This is a genomic window from Mesorhizobium mediterraneum (assembly GCF_002284565.1).
In the GTDB taxonomy this organism is placed as follows: domain Bacteria; phylum Pseudomonadota; class Alphaproteobacteria; order Rhizobiales; family Rhizobiaceae; genus Mesorhizobium; species Mesorhizobium mediterraneum.
Genome location: NZ_NPKI01000017.1, coordinates 444,898 through 459,519, shown reverse-complemented (window position 1 = coordinate 459,519; position 14,622 = coordinate 444,898). Strand labels below are relative to the sequence as shown.

13 protein-coding genes and 2 tRNA genes are annotated in these 14,622 nt (G+C 60.6%); 9 read left to right on the top strand and 6 right to left on the bottom strand.

Annotated features, from left to right (window positions below):
- Positions 1-19: 19 nt before the first annotated feature.
- The 5 genes from CIT25_RS16120 to CIT25_RS16100 all read right to left on the bottom strand — a co-directional run bounded on the left by CIT25_RS16120 (position 20) and on the right by CIT25_RS16100 (position 2,043).
- Entirely contained in the window at positions 20-424 is a 405-nt protein-coding gene (locus CIT25_RS16120) for a hypothetical protein (protein ID WP_095485490.1), read from the bottom strand.
- A complete protein-coding gene (locus tag CIT25_RS16115) occupies positions 421-852 on the bottom strand; it encodes a helix-turn-helix domain-containing protein (RefSeq protein ID WP_158302559.1) in 432 nt (143 codons plus the stop codon). The genes CIT25_RS16120 and CIT25_RS16115 overlap by 4 nt, the downstream gene beginning before the upstream one ends.
- Positions 833-1,369: a hypothetical protein gene (locus tag CIT25_RS36270; protein ID WP_158302558.1), complete on the bottom strand. Its 537-nt coding sequence runs from the start codon at positions 1,367-1,369 to the stop codon at positions 833-835. Before CIT25_RS36270 ends, CIT25_RS16115 begins: the two co-directional genes overlap by 20 nt.
- Positions 1,370-1,460: 91 nt before the next feature.
- Positions 1,461-1,889 carry a hypothetical protein gene (locus CIT25_RS16105; RefSeq protein ID WP_095485487.1) on the bottom strand — a complete coding sequence of 143 codons (429 nt, stop codon included), beginning with the start codon at positions 1,887-1,889 and terminating at the stop codon, positions 1,461-1,463.
- A gap of 79 nt (positions 1,890-1,968) precedes the next feature.
- Positions 1,969-2,043: transfer RNA gene (locus CIT25_RS16100), tRNA-Asn, on the bottom strand.
- A gap of 221 nt (positions 2,044-2,264) precedes the next feature.
- Between CIT25_RS16100 and CIT25_RS16095 the strand changes: the two genes are divergently transcribed.
- From CIT25_RS16095 to CIT25_RS16075, 5 genes are all read left to right on the top strand, one after another.
- Positions 2,265-2,525, top strand: coding sequence for a hypothetical protein (locus tag CIT25_RS16095; RefSeq protein ID WP_029353198.1), 261 nt, complete (start codon positions 2,265-2,267; stop codon positions 2,523-2,525).
- Between the two features lie 320 nt (positions 2,526-2,845).
- Positions 2,846-2,919 (top strand) — tRNA-Cys (locus CIT25_RS16090).
- Between the two features lie 107 nt (positions 2,920-3,026).
- A complete protein-coding gene (locus CIT25_RS16085; protein ID WP_095485486.1) occupies positions 3,027-3,695 on the top strand; it encodes a protein-L-isoaspartate O-methyltransferase family protein in 669 nt (222 codons plus the stop codon).
- Positions 3,696-3,879: 184 nt separating this feature from the next.
- Entirely contained in the window at positions 3,880-5,277 is a 1,398-nt protein-coding gene (locus CIT25_RS16080) for a TolC family outer membrane protein (protein WP_095485485.1), read from the top strand.
- A gap of 212 nt (positions 5,278-5,489) precedes the next feature.
- Positions 5,490-6,365, top strand: a complete 876-nt coding sequence (locus CIT25_RS16075) for a PopZ family protein (RefSeq protein ID WP_095485484.1) — start codon at positions 5,490-5,492, stop codon at positions 6,363-6,365.
- A gap of 58 nt (positions 6,366-6,423) precedes the next feature.
- On the opposite strand, the gene CIT25_RS16070 is transcribed toward CIT25_RS16075, so the two are convergent.
- The gene (locus CIT25_RS16070) at positions 6,424-7,068 is read right to left on the bottom strand and encodes a bleomycin resistance protein (protein ID WP_095485483.1); all 645 of its coding nucleotides are present in this window, start codon (positions 7,066-7,068) and stop codon (positions 6,424-6,426) included.
- 276 nt (positions 7,069-7,344) lie between these two features.
- Here CIT25_RS16070 and CIT25_RS16065 point away from each other — a divergent pair, with 276 nt between their 5' ends.
- From CIT25_RS16065 to CIT25_RS16050, 4 genes are all read left to right on the top strand, one after another.
- Positions 7,345-10,128, top strand: a complete 2,784-nt coding sequence (locus CIT25_RS16065) for a valine--tRNA ligase (protein ID WP_095485482.1) — start codon at positions 7,345-7,347, stop codon at positions 10,126-10,128.
- 435 nt (positions 10,129-10,563) lie between these two features.
- Complete coding sequence (locus CIT25_RS16060) at positions 10,564-11,784, top strand: OmpP1/FadL family transporter (RefSeq protein WP_095485481.1); 1,221 nt, start codon at positions 10,564-10,566, stop codon at positions 11,782-11,784.
- Positions 11,785-12,065: 281 nt separating this feature from the next.
- The gene (ilvD, locus tag CIT25_RS16055) at positions 12,066-13,790 is read left to right on the top strand and encodes a dihydroxy-acid dehydratase (protein WP_095485480.1); all 1,725 of its coding nucleotides are present in this window, start codon (positions 12,066-12,068) and stop codon (positions 13,788-13,790) included.
- On the top strand, positions 13,777-14,613 hold the full coding sequence (locus CIT25_RS16050) for a tetratricopeptide repeat protein (RefSeq protein WP_095485479.1): 837 nt from the start codon (positions 13,777-13,779) through the stop codon (positions 14,611-14,613). The genes ilvD and CIT25_RS16050 overlap by 14 nt, the downstream gene beginning before the upstream one ends.
- The last annotated feature ends 9 nt before the right edge of the window (positions 14,614-14,622 follow it).

Below are 14,622 nucleotides of genomic sequence, written 5' to 3'. Positions count from 1 at the left end.
GCCTCACGGTGGCGGGCTGTCAGGTTGGTGATGGAACTGCGACTCGGATCTTTTTCCGCGCTACCTCAGTGAAGGTGTCCTTTCCGTCGGCCATTCTGAAGCGCACGACTATGTCTCCCTCGCTGGTCACAATAGTCCCGATCGGAGGCGTGCTGATGGACGCAGACCCATCCATTTCACCCTGCAGATCAAAACGTACACTTACCCCATCGGGTGCGCCGTTTGGCATAGTGATCTCAACCTCGACCGCGACACTTTTCCCCTTCACGTCCATTTGGACCCAAAGCGCGATCTGCATAGGAGTAGGGAGTGCGGGAACCATAACGTCGCCGCCAAAGACACCGATCAGAATATCCTTGCCCGAAACCTCACGGCGTACATCATCTGCAAAAACGACTGATGTGACTTTTGCGATCGCGGTCATCGAGAAACGGTGACCGTGGTGGTGCTCGTGAACGAAGTTGGTGAGCGGGTATACGCGCTGCTACCGATATTGGCGGGCGCCGCCACTATTGTCGGCTGCCCGACGGCTATGTTGCGGACAACAGCGGCCGGAACAGGCACATGGTTTCCAATTTTTGGATCGAGAAGCTGTTCAAACACGATGTGTGGTTTAACATCCATCGCCCAGCAAAGTTCAGCCAGACTCGCCAAGCTTAGATTGGCGAATCCGGAAAAGCACCTGTTCACGCGGGACCTGCCGACGCCAAGCGTGCCTGCCATTTCCTGCTGCGTAAGTTTTCGGATTTGCTTCCTATCAATCAAGGCCTGCTGCAAGTCACGACCGGTTTCCGATACGAAGGTAGCCGCCGCCTCCTCCTTCGGGTCGAGCTCAAAACGAAATGACGTCATCTTCGCTTGCTCCAAGAAGCCATTTGGGTTCATCAAGTTCAATACGCTCCCGCTCTCGAACAACCTTGTTGCGGTAGCCCTCATACAAATCGTGGCCGTGGGTTTTCTCCATGAAGTCACCTGCTACAGCGATGAAGGCATCTTTCTTTGGAAACCAGCCAAAGATCCTCAAATCAGGCGTAACGAGCTCGAATACGTCATGCTCATGGGGGCGCATTCTCTTGAACGCGCGGCCCACGCGCAGCGGTTTCCCAACCACGAAGTCATGCAGCAGAGCATGGGCCTGGAAGCGAGGAGCAAGGTTGAACCTATCAAGGGGCTTGGCTTTCTTAACAGGGCCGAAAAGCCAATCGCGAAAATCGGGGTAAGCATAAAAAACTCGGTCTTCGAACTCACGAGGAGACAAGGCCAGTTCGATCCTGACCAACGCCCCCTTCTGACATAACTCATCAAGTGTTGCCATATAAGTCAACAAAAAGATTAAACAAGTGGTTGGTGTGGTCGCGACATGCGCCATGAACGACCGGTGTCGCCGGTCTTTTTATGTCGCATCCATGTCGCGTGGCCCCGCCGATAGTCGCAGGACGGCGCGGAAATGCAAGGAGTGCTCAAGCTTCGGGGGAATAGTCCTCGGGTCGAAGCAGCATCGGGGATGAGAACCAGAGATCTTTGAATTCGTTCATTGGGCCGGTCCAGGGCTCCCATTTGTCCATCGCTCGCAGGATCGACAATCCGGTTTCAAAGGCGATTAAGGCTCTCGTCTCGGGCGGCCTCGTATGCTTAAGCCAGTCGCGCGTTTCGTTGAGACGGCCGATCCACTCCTTGCTTTCTGGCATCGGACGATTCGGATTATCGCGAAGGATTGCCCAAAGGCCTCCCGGTTTCTCCGGCGCCATACCTTCCGCTGCACCAGCCAAGGTTACCGCGGCGGCAAACTGCCCAGCATGGAATGCAGCAATCGCGGCTTCGATCTGTTGAACCGCTGCTTCCTGCTTAGTGATAGTGAAGACTCGGTAGAATGGCCGCTGCTCTCTCATTGTTGCCCCAAGTGTTGCCCTGGCGACGTTTCGCCTTGTGGCGAGAGCTATTGAACGGCAGCTAAGTCTTTGGAAATGTTGGCTCCCCGGGCCGGATTCGAACCAGCGACCAACCGGTTAACAGCCGGTTGCTCTACCACTGAGCTACCGGGGAACAGACGCTCTCATGTGAGTGGCGCAGCCTATAGCAAACCCGTTTCGGCTTTGCAAAGAAGCATTTCGTATTTTTCGGCGCTTTTTCGCGCGACGACTTCTCGCAATCATGTGCGCGCGTCCTCATATGAGCCGTCTGACGGGCTGCGCGGAACCGAAAAGGTGGTTGCGGCATTCGTCAGTTGGTGCTTTTACTTTGCCCGAACGGACCACCAACCAGACATGAGCGCAGCAAGCCACAACCATCCACCGGCACGGAAAATATCGGTCTTCGGCCGTCAATTCACCATGCCGCGCTCGCGCGGCCTCAGGATTGCGATCGGCGTCGTGCTGATCTTCGGCGGCATTCTCGGCTTCCTGCCGATCCTGGGCTTCTGGATGATTCCGATCGGATTGCTGGTGCTCTCCTACGAGTTTGCCTTGGTGCGCCGCCATCGGCGCCGGCTCGTCGTGTGGTGGGAGCGGCGGCGGCGGCCGAACTGACGACGTGGCAAGCCTCTGTGAGGGGCGCGTCTTTCCAGCCCGACTCGACCCGGCTAATGCCCGGAGCGCTTTCCCGGCCCTCGCAATTCTCCTTCAGAATGGCGGAGCCTTCTGCTTACCCGACGTAAGTCCAGGCCCTGGGCTTCTCTTTGCCATATTCGATACTTAACGGTTAACTAATGTATTAATTGCAGCATGCGTGTCGACGATTCGACACGTGGCATCATGGCCCAGAGGAAACCGTCCGGAATGCACCATGGCCGCTTGACGGCATTTTCGCCGCAACCTATTGGAACCGGGTGGAACGCCGGGAGCAATGAGGCCTCGTGGCGGAGTGGTTACGCAGAGGACTGCAAATCCTTGCACCCCGGTTCGATTCCGGGCGAGGCCTCCAATTGCCCAAGCTCCCGCGCACCAGCGCCAGGGGGCTCGAGTTCCGGTCGAAATGAGCCGCGGCCCCGGCGCGGCGAGCAGATTGGTTTTGGGCAGATTGGTTGGGATATGAGCGCTGATTTTGCCGAACGCCGGGTGAAAATGGTCGATGGCCAGATCCGCACCACCGACGTGACCAGCGCGCCGTTGCTCGACGCGATGCTCGTCGTGCCGCGCGAGGCCTTTGTCGCCCCCGGCCAGCGCGATCTAGCCTATATCGACGAAGACATCCGCATTGCCAATGGAGCGGATGGCCCACGCTATCTCATGGAGCCTTCGCCGCTGGCCAAGCTGATGCAATTGGCCGAGATCGGCCCTGGCGATTCGGCGCTCGATGTCGGCTGCGGCACCGGCTATGCGGCGGCGATCCTGTCGCGGCTGGCAAAGTCGGTCGTCGCGCTGGAAAGCGATCCGGCATTGGCCGAGACCGCCATGTCGACGCTTTCGGCGCTGGGCTGCGACAACGTCAGCGTGGTCAAGGGATCGCTGCCGGAAGGCCATGCCGCGGAGGCGCCCTACGATGTTATTTTCATCGGCGGCAGCGTGGAGAAAGTGCCGGCATCGCTGCTCGACCAGCTTGCGGAGGGCGGCCGTCTCGTCGCCGTCGAAGGGCAGGGGAATTCGGGTGTGGCCCGATTGTTTCTTAAGACAGGGGGGGGTGTAACCGGAAGAGGCGCATTTAATGCGGCAATTAAGCCACTACCGGGATTTGAACGTATCCGTGCGTTTGAGTTCTGAATGATTTTGGCTTGCAGCAGAGGCGTTGTCATGTTCGCTTGCGCTTGAACAATCGTTGCTGATCCGCATGACTGGGGTACTCTTGGGGGCTGACAGCAGGGAACCTGAAACACACCGCGCCGGCTGCTCGAATGAGAGAAGCCGGCGCGGTGCGGTTCCCATGCAAAACGAATGAGGGAATAACGTGCCGTCTTTACGCAAGAGTCTTTTTGCCGCCGTCCTTGTTTCCGCGACCGCGCTTTCTCCGCTGGCCGCCTCGGCGGAAACCATCCTTGGTGCACTTTCAAAAGCCTACCAGAACAATTCTTCACTCAATTCGGCCCGCGCCGGCGTCCGCGTCACCGATGAGGGCGTCGCCATCGCCAAGTCCGGCTGGCGCCCAACCATCACCGGTTCCGCGAGCATCGACTACTCCAGCAGCCGCAACACTCGCTTGAACCAAAGCGTCAACTTGACCACGGGTAACTTTGGCGTCCAGATCGACCAGACCCTGTTCGACGGCTTTCAGACCAAGAACAACGTCGCCGCCGCTGAATCGCGAGTCCGCGCCTCGGTCGAGAGCCTGCGCAACACCGAAGAGAATATCTTGTTCAACGCGGCAAGCGCCTACATGGACGTGATTCGCGATCGGCAAGTGGCGGTGCTGACCGAGCAGAACCTGCAATTCCTGACCGAGCAGGCGCGCGCGGCGCGCTCGCGCTTCGAGGTCGGCGAAGGCACCCGCACCGACGTGGCGCAGGCCGACGCCGAGCGCTCCTCCGCCGTGGCGGAACTGGCCGCGGCCCGCGCGCAGGCGCTGGCGAGCGCTGCGACTTATCGCCAGATCGTCGGCGACGAGCCGGGCAGACTCAGGGCCGCTTCGCCGCTGTCGAAGCTGTTGCCTTCAAACCTCGACGCGGCAATCGCGATTGCATCCATTGAGCACCCCGCCATCCTCGCCACCCAGCATCTGGTCGACGCGGCGGCATTTTCGGTGAAATCGTCCGAAGGCGCGCTGCTGCCGCAGGTCTCGGCTTCCGCCGGCGTTTCCAGCACCTATCGCGACACGAGGGCGGGTCTGGGCGTTCCCGATTCGGCGCAGGATGGCACAACCAATTCGGCCAGCATCGGTGCCACACTGACTATACCGATCTATTCGGGCGGCCGGAACTCGGCGACGGTGCGCCAGAATAAGGAATCACTCAGCCAGGCGCGGATCGAGGTCGATGTCAGCCGCGACACCGTGCGGCAAGCCGTGACCTCGGCGTGGACGCAATATACTGCCGCCCAGCAAACCGTGGTGGCCAACAGGCAGGTGATCGCCGCCGCGCAACTTGCCTTGAGCGGCGTCATCGAGGAGCGCAATGTCGGCCAGCGCACCACGCTCGACGTTCTCAATGCCCAAGCCACCCTGATCACTGCCAAGATCAACCAGGCCAGTTCCGAACGCGATTTGGTGGTGGCGAGCTATGCCATTCTCTCGGCGGTCGGTCGCCTTTCGGTCGATCGTCTCGCTCTTCAGGTGACGAAATACAGACCTGAAGAGCATTACAATGCGGTCAAGGACAAGTGGATCGGTCTGCGCACCCCAGACGGTCGCTAATCGTTCCACCAGTTTCAAATCTCGTCCAATTTCAAAGTATTAGAGCCCGTGCGTTCAAAAGAATGCGCGGGCTCTAATCTGTTGAAATCCAACACACCCTCAGATTGGGGATTCTCGTAAGGCGATCCGTCGGTTACGCTGTTGCCATGATTCGAATCCGGCTTGGCCGGACTGGAAATCTGCAACGAGTCACAAGGGCGGCGGATGTGACGATGGCGACGGCAAGCAGCGTGCAACGCGAACCTTCCATGGAAGAGATACTGGCTTCCATCAGGAGGATCATCGAGGACAATGATACCGGTCGCAAGCAGCCGGACGAAGCGGACGACCTGCTGCAGGATTTGGCGTCGGTGACTGTGCCAGCACCGGTGGCCGGGGCGCCGCCGGAGGCAGGCAGGGCGCCGTCGGGGGCAGGCGGGACGCCGCCGGAGGTGGATGCGTTTCGCGCCGAATTGCGTCCGGGATTTGACGCCAGAAGGCCGGCCACGCTGGCTGAGGTGCAGAGGCCTCCATCGGCCGCCGAGCCCGTCGTCGCGCGCATGGAGCCGCCGGTGCGTTCCGATCCGGCTCCGCTCAAAGCTCCCGTGACGCTTGCCGGGGTCGCTGGCGAGCCGGCCCCGACCGCCAAGCCGGATGCGACGGCAACGGTTGCGGAAACGACCGACAGCATCGTTGCCGACTGGCGGCGTGAGATCGCCGCAGTCGGCGAAGCGATGACCGCGGCCAAGCCGGACAGGGCTGAAGTGCGACTGGCGCCGGATGCGGAGCCAAAGGCCGAGGTTTTCGAGGACGCGGCCGAACCTGCTTTCGAGCCGGCTCCGCCGCAAAGCGGATTGGCGCGCCCGGCGACAAACGAGGCGTCGTCGGCTCGTCCGGCGATCCTTTCCGAACATACGGGCCGGCAGGTTGCCGCCGCCTTTGGTGAGCTTTCCGATGCATTCGCCAGCCGCAGCAAGAAAACCTTCGACGAGATGGCCGAAGAGATGCTGAGGCCCATGCTGCAAGACTGGCTGGACAACAATCTACCGACGCTGGTCGAGCGGCTGGTGCGCGAGGAAATCGAACGCGTGGCGCGCGGCGCGCAGTAACAGTTCCGACAGCGGATGACCACCACCACCGCGGCGGCGGTTTCGTTGGCCTGGGAGCTCAACCGCTCTCAACCGATGTGGCAAAGGCGATCAGGTTTCCGTCGGGATCTGCCACGATGAAGGTGCGGGCGCCCCACGGTTCGGTCCGCAACGTCTGATGAAAGCTGGCCCCAGCCGCCTGGTACTCGAGGAACAGCGGCTTGATGGCGTCGACCGCGATGGTTGCCGACAGCAAGTCCTCTCTTGCTCTTAAGCCGTTGTCGAACAGAGGCTTGTCGACATGGCGCAGATTCAACCGCGCGCCGTCGCGAAAGACCTGGGCATAGAAGGGCGGTTCGCCATAGGTGAAGCGCGTCGTGAAGCCGAGCTTCTGTTCATAGAACGCCCGGGCGGCAGCAATGTCGCAGACAAAAAGCTGCGGCTCGGCCAAGGCAAGGAAGGGTTTTTCGGCATCGGATGTCGTGCTGTCGGTCATGGTTTGAAGGCCTTTCTTCAGCGCCTGCCAGCTTTCGAACCCAGCCTTCTTGGCAACCAGCTCCTGGGCGTCGGCAAGCTTGAAGCTGTGATCCAGGATCTGGCGATCGGTCAGATGGCGGAAACGCGGCAGTATCGACCCGATCGCGGCCGCGACGGGATAGTACCGCTCGCGATGCCAGCGCAGGTGGAGCTTGGCCTGTTTCCTGAAGTTTTCGAAATTCGACATGTTCGAAATTCGGCTAGGGCGCGGTGAGGGTTAAGGTGTCGTAGGCGGGCAATGCCCCTCCGGCGGGAAGCCGATGCGCCCTATAGCAGCGTTGGCAAGGTATTGCGGTTCGCGATCGCCGGTCAAGAGGCGTGGCTCATGGAGGATCGCTTATGCGAATTGCCTCGAACTATGAGGCCCCTATCTATTGGCCATGCCATCTGCGGCTGGTTGACTTGCCAACTGCCTTCCGATTTACACCAAACCCAACAATCCCGACAGCTCGGACGCCTTTCCATGCTCGAAAAAACCTACGACGCCAAAACCGTCGAGCCGAAGATCGCTAAAATCTGGGAAGAGGCCGACGCGTTTCGTGCCGGCGCAGGGGCCGAGGAGGGTGCCGAAGCCTTCACCATCGTCATCCCGCCGCCGAACGTCACCGGCTCGCTGCATATGGGCCATGCGCTCAACAACACGCTGCAGGACATTCTGGTGCGCTTCGAGCGCATGCGCGGCAAGAACGTGCTGTGGCAGCCCGGCATGGACCATGCCGGCATCGCCACGCAGATGGTGGTCGAACGCCAGCTTATGGAGAAGCAGATCCACCGCCGCGACCTGACGCGCGATGAGTTCATCGAGAAAGTCTGGGAGTGGAAGGCCGAATCCGGCGGCGCGATCTTAAACCAGCTGAAGCGGCTTGGTGCCTCGGCCGACTGGAGCCGAGAGCGCTTCACCATGGACGAGGGCCTGTCGCAGGCGGTGCTCGAGGTGTTTGTCACGCTCTACAAGGAAGGGCTGATCTACAAGGACAAGCGCCTTGTGAACTGGGACCCGAAGCTGCTCACGGCCATTTCCGACCTGGAGGTCGAGCAGCAGGAGGTCAACGGCAATCTCTGGCATTTCCGCTATCCCGTCGAGGGCGCGGTCTTCGATCCGGAAAATCCGAAAACCTTCATCACCGTGGCGACGACGCGCCCCGAAACGATGCTCGGCGATACGGCGGTGGCGGTGCATCCGGACGACGAGCGTTTCCGGCATCTGGTTGGCAAGAACCTCGTCCTGCCGATCGTCGGCCGCAGGATCCCGGTGGTGGCGGACGGCTATTCCGATCCGGAAAAAGGCAGCGGCGCGGTCAAGATCACGCCGGCGCATGATTTCAACGACTTCGAGGTCGGCAAGCGCCACAGGCTGCCGGCGATCAACATTCTCACCGTCGAGGCGGCGGTGACCCTCGGGGACAATGAAGATTTTCTCGCCGGGCTGGAGGTGACGCCCGAGCGCCAGGCCGTCTGGGATGAGCTCAACGGCCTCGATCGTTTCGCCGCGCGCAAAAAGATCGTCGCGCTGATGGAGGCGGGCGGTTTCCTCGAAAAGGTCGAGCCGCACCGCCATGCCGTGCCGCATGGCGATCGCGGCGGCGTGCCGATCGAGCCGTTCCTGACCGACCAGTGGTATGTCAATGCGGCCGAACTCGCCAAGCCGGCGATCGCGTCCGTGCGCGAAGGCCGCACGAAGATCATACCCGGCAGTTGGGAGAAGACTTACTTCCAGTGGATGGAAAACATTGAACCCTGGTGCATCTCGCGCCAACTCTGGTGGGGGCACCAGATCCCGGCCTGGTACGGGCCGGACGGGCGTGTCTTCGTCGAGAAGACCGAAGAGGAGGCGCTCGCAGCCGCCGTCGAATATTATCTGGCGCTGGAAGGGCCATGGAAGGCCTGGGTCGAGGACAAGCTCGAGAACTTCAAGCCGGGCGAGATACTGACCCGCGACGAGGACGTGCTCGACACATGGTTCTCTTCGGCGCTGTGGCCGTTCTCGACGCTTGGCTGGCCGGAAAAGACGCCGGAACTGAAGACCTACTATCAGACCGACGTGCTGGTGACCGGTTTCGACCTGATCTTCTTCTGGGTCGCTCGCATGATGATGATGGGCCTGCATTTCATGGACGAGGAGCCGTTCCATACCGTCTATATGCACGCGCTAGTGCGCGACAAGAACGGGCAGAAGATGTCGAAGTCGAAAGGCAACGTCATCGACCCGCTCGATCTCATCGACGAATACGGCGCTGACGCCCTGCGCTTCACGCTGACGGTGATGGCGGCGCAAGGACGCGACGTGAAGCTCGATCCGGCTCGCATCGCCGGCTACCGCAACTTCGGCACCAAGCTGTGGAACGCGACGCGTTTTGCCGAGATGAATGACGTCGCAAGGAACGACGATTTCTGGCTGAACGACGCCAAGCTGGCGGTCAACCGCTGGATCCTGACCGAACTGACGCGCGCCGCGCGCGAAATCACCGATGGCATCACCTCATACCGCTTCAACGAGGCGGCGGGTGCGGCCTATCGCTTCGTCTGGAACCTGTTCTGCGACTGGTATCTGGAACTGCTGAAGCCGGTGTTCATGGGCACTGACGAGGCTGCCAAGGCCGAGAGCCGGGCCTGCGTCGCCTTCGTGCTCGATGAGATCTATAAGCTGCTGCATCCGATGATGCCGTTCATGACCGAAGAACTGTGGGCTGAGACATCAGGCGAGGGCAAGGAACGGCCGTCGCTGCTTTGCCATGCCGCCTGGCCGTCGCCCGACTTCGAGGATGAGGCAGCGGCCGCCGACATCAACTGGCTGGTCGATCTCGTCTCGGGTATCCGCTCCGTGCGCTCGGAGATGAACGTGCCGCCGGCGGCGATCGCACCGCTGATGGTGATCGGCGCCAATGCCACGACCCGCGAAAGGCTTGAGCGCCAGGCATCGGCCATCAAGCGGCTGGCGCGGGTCGGCGACATCTCGCTGGTCGATACGGCGCCCAGGGGCTCCGCCCAGATCGTGCTCAACGAGGCGACCATCTGCCTGCCGCTCGGCAGCCTGATCGACGTTACCGCCGAGGCGGCGCGGCTGCAGAAGGAACTGGTCAAGGTGACCGAGGAGATCGCCCGCCTGCACAAGAAGCTGTCCAACGAGAAATTCGTCGCCAACGCGCCGGAAGATGTCGTGGAAGCCGAGCGCGAAAAACTCGCCGAGTATCGCGAGGCGCAAGAAAAGCTTTCGGTGGCGCTGACGCGGGTGCGCGAGGCCGGTTAACCTATCTTTGGTGTTTGAGCATCGGACTGTCGGGCATCGAATCGTTCCAAAACCGGCGTTCCGTTTTTGGGTCCGATGCTCTGGATTCCCGAGTCTCCGAACCCGCTTTTCGGATGGGCTTCCTGCCACGAAAATAGGCATTCCGCAGCGTAAATCCTGACGTAAACGGAATGTTTTGGCCCTATTGTTGCCGTAATGTAACAATGGGGCTTATTTTTGCAAAACGGGCTGTTTTTGCGTCGTTTCATGCGATTTTTCTCAATTTTTTCGTCGATTTGCAACCCAATAGGCCGTTTTCCGGCTCTGCGGTGAAGCTGTCACTTTGTCTAAAATGCGGTCGTCGCAGGTGTACGTGTACACATCGAGAATTCGTTGTTGCGCCGTTAACCTGAATTGGTTCTAGCTTGACCCCACTAATGTTCGGGGAGGAGATTCATGAACAATTTGCGTCTGAAAGCGCTGCTGGGGGCGGGGTGCTTTTCGCTATTGATTTCGGGCGTTGCGAATGCCGGCGGCTTCGACCGCGGCGGTGTCAACATCGACCAGTTATTTGATGCCGCACCGTATTCGTTCGATGCCGGCATCACCTATGTTTCGCCGCAGCGCACACTGAAGAATGTGCAGCGCCTGGATGGCTCGGGAATGTCGACGTCGGAAATAGACGTTGGTGGCGACTACGCGGTGCCGCGCGTCGGCTTCAAGGCCAACATCTTCGAACCAGTGGATTGTCTTGCGACGTATACGGAACCGTACGGTGCGGAGGCAGACTTCGGAATGAACAACGCCTATTCGCCAACGGCGGTCAAATACTACGTCAAAACAAATGATTTCGGCCTTACCTGCTCCTACAAGGTAAATCTCGGCAAGGGCGCCATCCGGTTCATCGGCGGCGTCTCCTACCAGGAGGTCGATGCGTTTCTGTCCCGCCAGACACTGCTGGCCTTCGGCAATACCGGCCTCGGAAAATTCAAGCTTTCCGATGAGGCATGGGGTTGGCGCGTGGGCACCGCCTATGAAATTCCCGAAATCGCCTTGCGCGCAAGCCTGATATACTCTTCGAGTTACAAATATGATGGACTGTCGGGAACCGTCGACTCGACCGGTTTTAGGGGCGCCTTTCCAGCGGATTTGATTCCAGGCTCTACCGGGGTGTTTCCTGTCTCCGCCTCGGCCGAGATACCCCAAGCTGTGGAACTCAAGCTGCAGAGCGGCATAGCTCCTGGCTGGCTGGCCTTTGGCTCTATCCGCTGGCAGGAATGGAGCAGGCTTGGCATCATTCCCATCAATGGCGTGCGTAGTCCTGTGACCGGTGCTCCATCGCCCGTTTCTTTCGACCTGCTTTATCGCGATGGCTGGACGGTTTCGGGCGGCATAGCTCACAAGTTCACCGACCAATTGTCGGGCGCGGTTTCGCTGACCTGGGATCGTGGAACCTCGACGACCTCCGGCTATCAGTCGGACACCTGGTCCGTGGCCAGCGGCATTTCTTACTCGCCCAACGACAAGATCGAAGTTAGACTTGGTGGCTCGATCGGTGTTCTGACCGGTGGGTCGTCTACCTTCACCGGTGTTGGCGACACGGCAAATGCCATTACCTACACCTACGGCGACGATCTGCTCCTTGCAGGCTCAGCTTCGGTTAAGGTCAAGTTCTAAGTATAAGTTTTCAATAGTAAAAGAGCCGGGCAATGCCCGGCTTTTTTGTTCGAGTGGCCTTCCCGAACATCCAAGCGGCGTCGCAAATACGCCGCGTTCCTATGCCTCCTGCTATTGTGACGTTTTGGCAACAGTTTCTGGGCAACCCTCGCGCCGCAAGGGCGCCCAGGGACATTGCCTATTTCCCGCCATAAACCCGGCGCACCTCGGATTTGTCTCGGGATACGTGCCAACAGGCTCGGCAATGGGGCAGGGCCGCATCGCCCGCGGCAAGGACGAGTATGGACGCCAGAGTCATCTCCAAGGCCAAGCTGCCCAGCCGCCACGTGACCGTCGGTCCGGCGCGTGCGCCGCACCGCTCCTATCTCTATGCGATGGGATTGTCGGCGGCCGAGATCGCGCAGCCGCTGGTCGGCGTCGCGAGCTGCTGGAATGAGGCGGCACCCTGCAACATCTCGCTGATGCGACAGGCGCAGGTGGTCAAGAAGGGCGTCGCCGCGGCTAACGGCACGCCGCGCGAATTCTGCACCATCACCGTCACCGACGGCATCGCCATGGGCCACCAGGGCATGAAATCGTCGCTGGTATCGCGCGAGGTCATCGCCGATTCGGTCGAACTCACCATGCGCGGCCACTGCTACGACGCGCTGGTCGGCCTTGCCGGCTGCGACAAGTCGCTGCCCGGCATGATGATGGCCATGGTGCGGCTCAACGTGCCGTCGATCTTCATCTATGGCGGCTCGATCCTGCCCGGTTCCTACAAGGGCCGGCAAATCACTATCCAGGACGTGTTCGAGGCCGTCGGCCAGCACTCGGTCGGCACCATCGATGACGCCGAACTCCTCGAAATCGAACAGGCCGCTTGTCCGTCGGCCGGCTCTTGCGGTGCCCAATTCACCGCCAACACCATGGCCACCGTCGCCGAGGCCATCGGCCTGGCGCTGCCCTATTCCTGCGGGGCGCCTGCGCCCTACGAGATGCGCGACCGCTTCAATTTTGCCTCCGGCGAGAAGATCATGGAGCTGATCGCAAAGAATATCCGCCCGCGCGATATCGTCACGCTGAAGGCGCTGGAGAATGCGGCAACTGTGGTTTCGGCCACCGGCGGCTCGACCAACGCAGCGCTGCATTTGCCGGCGATCGCGCATGAGGCGGGGATTAAGTTCGACCTCTTCGACGTGGCCAGGATCTTCGAGAAGACGCCCTACATCGCCGACCTGAAGCCAGGTGGCAAATATGTAGCCAAGGACATGTTCGAGGCCGGCGGCATTCCGCTTTTGATGAAGACGTTACTCGACCACGGCTATCTGCATGGCGACTGCCTGACGGTGACCGGCCGCACTTTAGCCGAAAATATGGAGCATGTAGCCTGGAATGATAGCCAGGATGTGGTCCGTCCCGCCAACCGACCAATCACCCAAACGGGTGGTGTCGTGGGCTTGAAGGGAAACCTTGCCCCCGAAGGCGCGATCGTGAAGGTCGCGGGCATGTCGGAGCTGAAATTCTCTGGTCCGGCGCGCTGCTTCGATTCGGAAGAGGAATGTTTCCAGGCGGTTACGGATCGCAGCTACAGCGAGGGCGAGGTTCTCGTCATCCGCTACGAGGGGCCGCGCGGCGGTCCGGGCATGCGGGAAATGCTATCGACGACGGCGGCTCTCTATGGCCAGGGCATGGGCGGCAAGGTGGCTCTCATCACCGACGGACGCTTTTCGGGCGCGACACGCGGTTTCTGCATCGGCCATGTCGGGCCGGAAGCCGCGGTGGGTGGTCCGATCGGGTTGCTCAGGAATGGCGATTTGATCTCGATCGATGCGGTGAACGGCACGATCGAGGTTGATCTGTCCGATACCGAATTGGCGGCAAGGGCAAAGGCATGGAAGGCGCGCGCGACCGACTATCAGTCGGGCGCGATCTGGAAATATGCACAAACGGTTGGGCCAGCCCGCGACGGCGCGGTCACCCATCCCGGTGGTGCGAAAGAAACACATTGTTATGCGGATATCTGAGTTGCTGAGGTCGTCTGTCTTTTCGGCACTGGTCGCGATCACCACTTTTGGCGCGACCTTGGGCGCCGCGGGCCAGGCCGTGGCCTTCGACGACAAGGTGTTCGACGACAAGACCGGCGTGAAGCCGCAGTCGAGCCCGTGGGCGGTGTTCCAGTTCGGCTTCTCTGCCTACAAGAACGGCCGCAAGGAGCAGGCCGCGGAAGCTTACAAATACGCGGCCGAAAATGGCCAGATCGGCGCCACCTGGAAGCTTGCGCGCATGTATGCCGAGGGTGACGGCGTGGAGCGCGACGATTACGCGGCATTCAAGTTCTTCTCAGAGATCGTTGACCAGGACGTTGAGCCCGGCTCGCCGGAAGAGAGCTATGTATCGGATGCGCTCGTGGCGCTCGGCGATTATTTGAGGAAGGGCATCCCCGGCAGCCCCATCACAGAGAACGAGGTGGCGGCCCAGGAATATTACATGCGTGCCGCCGCCAACTACCGCAACCCGAATGCGCAGTTCGAGATGGGCCAGATCTTTCTGAACGGCAAGGGCGGCGTCAAGGCCAGCATCAAGCAGGCCGGACGCTGGTTCCAGCTCGCTGCGGAAAAGGGCCATGCCGGTGCGCAGGCGACGCTCGGCAACCTGCTCTTCCAGAGCGGCAAGATCGTTCGGGGACTGGCAATGATGACCGCGGCACTTGAACGGGCCTCACCTTCCGACCAGCCATGGATACGCGGCATGCAGGAAGAGGCGTTCGCTGCGGCGGGCGAGGCCGACCGCCGTACTGCGATTTCGCTGGCCGATGACATCCTCACCAAGGGCGGCAGCGACCAATAGGATTGGCGC

What these genes read in the sequence shown, in the direction of transcription:
- CIT25_RS16065 (WP_095485482.1), top strand. Translation starts at nt 7,345, where the DNA reads ATGCTCGAAAAAACCTACGACGCCAAAACCGTCGAGCCGAAGATCGCT.
- CIT25_RS16070 (WP_095485483.1), bottom strand. Translation starts at nt 7,068, where the DNA reads ATGTCGAATTTCGAAAACTTCAGGAAACAGGCCAAGCTCCACCTGCGC.
- CIT25_RS16075 (WP_095485484.1), top strand. Translation starts at nt 5,490, where the DNA reads ATGGCGACGGCAAGCAGCGTGCAACGCGAACCTTCCATGGAAGAGATA.
- CIT25_RS16050 (WP_095485479.1), top strand. Translation starts at nt 13,777, where the DNA reads ATGCGGATATCTGAGTTGCTGAGGTCGTCTGTCTTTTCGGCACTGGTC.
- CIT25_RS16060 (WP_095485481.1), top strand. Translation starts at nt 10,564, where the DNA reads ATGAACAATTTGCGTCTGAAAGCGCTGCTGGGGGCGGGGTGCTTTTCG.
- CIT25_RS16105 (WP_095485487.1), bottom strand. Translation starts at nt 1,889, where the DNA reads ATGAGAGAGCAGCGGCCATTCTACCGAGTCTTCACTATCACTAAGCAG.
- CIT25_RS36270 (WP_158302558.1), bottom strand. Translation starts at nt 1,369, where the DNA reads ATGGCGCATGTCGCGACCACACCAACCACTTGTTTAATCTTTTTGTTG.
- CIT25_RS16095 (WP_029353198.1), top strand. Translation starts at nt 2,265, where the DNA reads ATGAGCGCAGCAAGCCACAACCATCCACCGGCACGGAAAATATCGGTC.
- CIT25_RS16085 (WP_095485486.1), top strand. Translation starts at nt 3,027, where the DNA reads ATGAGCGCTGATTTTGCCGAACGCCGGGTGAAAATGGTCGATGGCCAG.
- ilvD (WP_095485480.1), top strand. Translation starts at nt 12,066, where the DNA reads ATGGACGCCAGAGTCATCTCCAAGGCCAAGCTGCCCAGCCGCCACGTG.
- CIT25_RS16120 (WP_095485490.1), bottom strand. Translation starts at nt 424, where the DNA reads ATGACCGCGATCGCAAAAGTCACATCAGTCGTTTTTGCAGATGATGTA.
- CIT25_RS16115 (WP_158302559.1), bottom strand. Translation starts at nt 852, where the DNA reads ATGACGTCATTTCGTTTTGAGCTCGACCCGAAGGAGGAGGCGGCGGCT.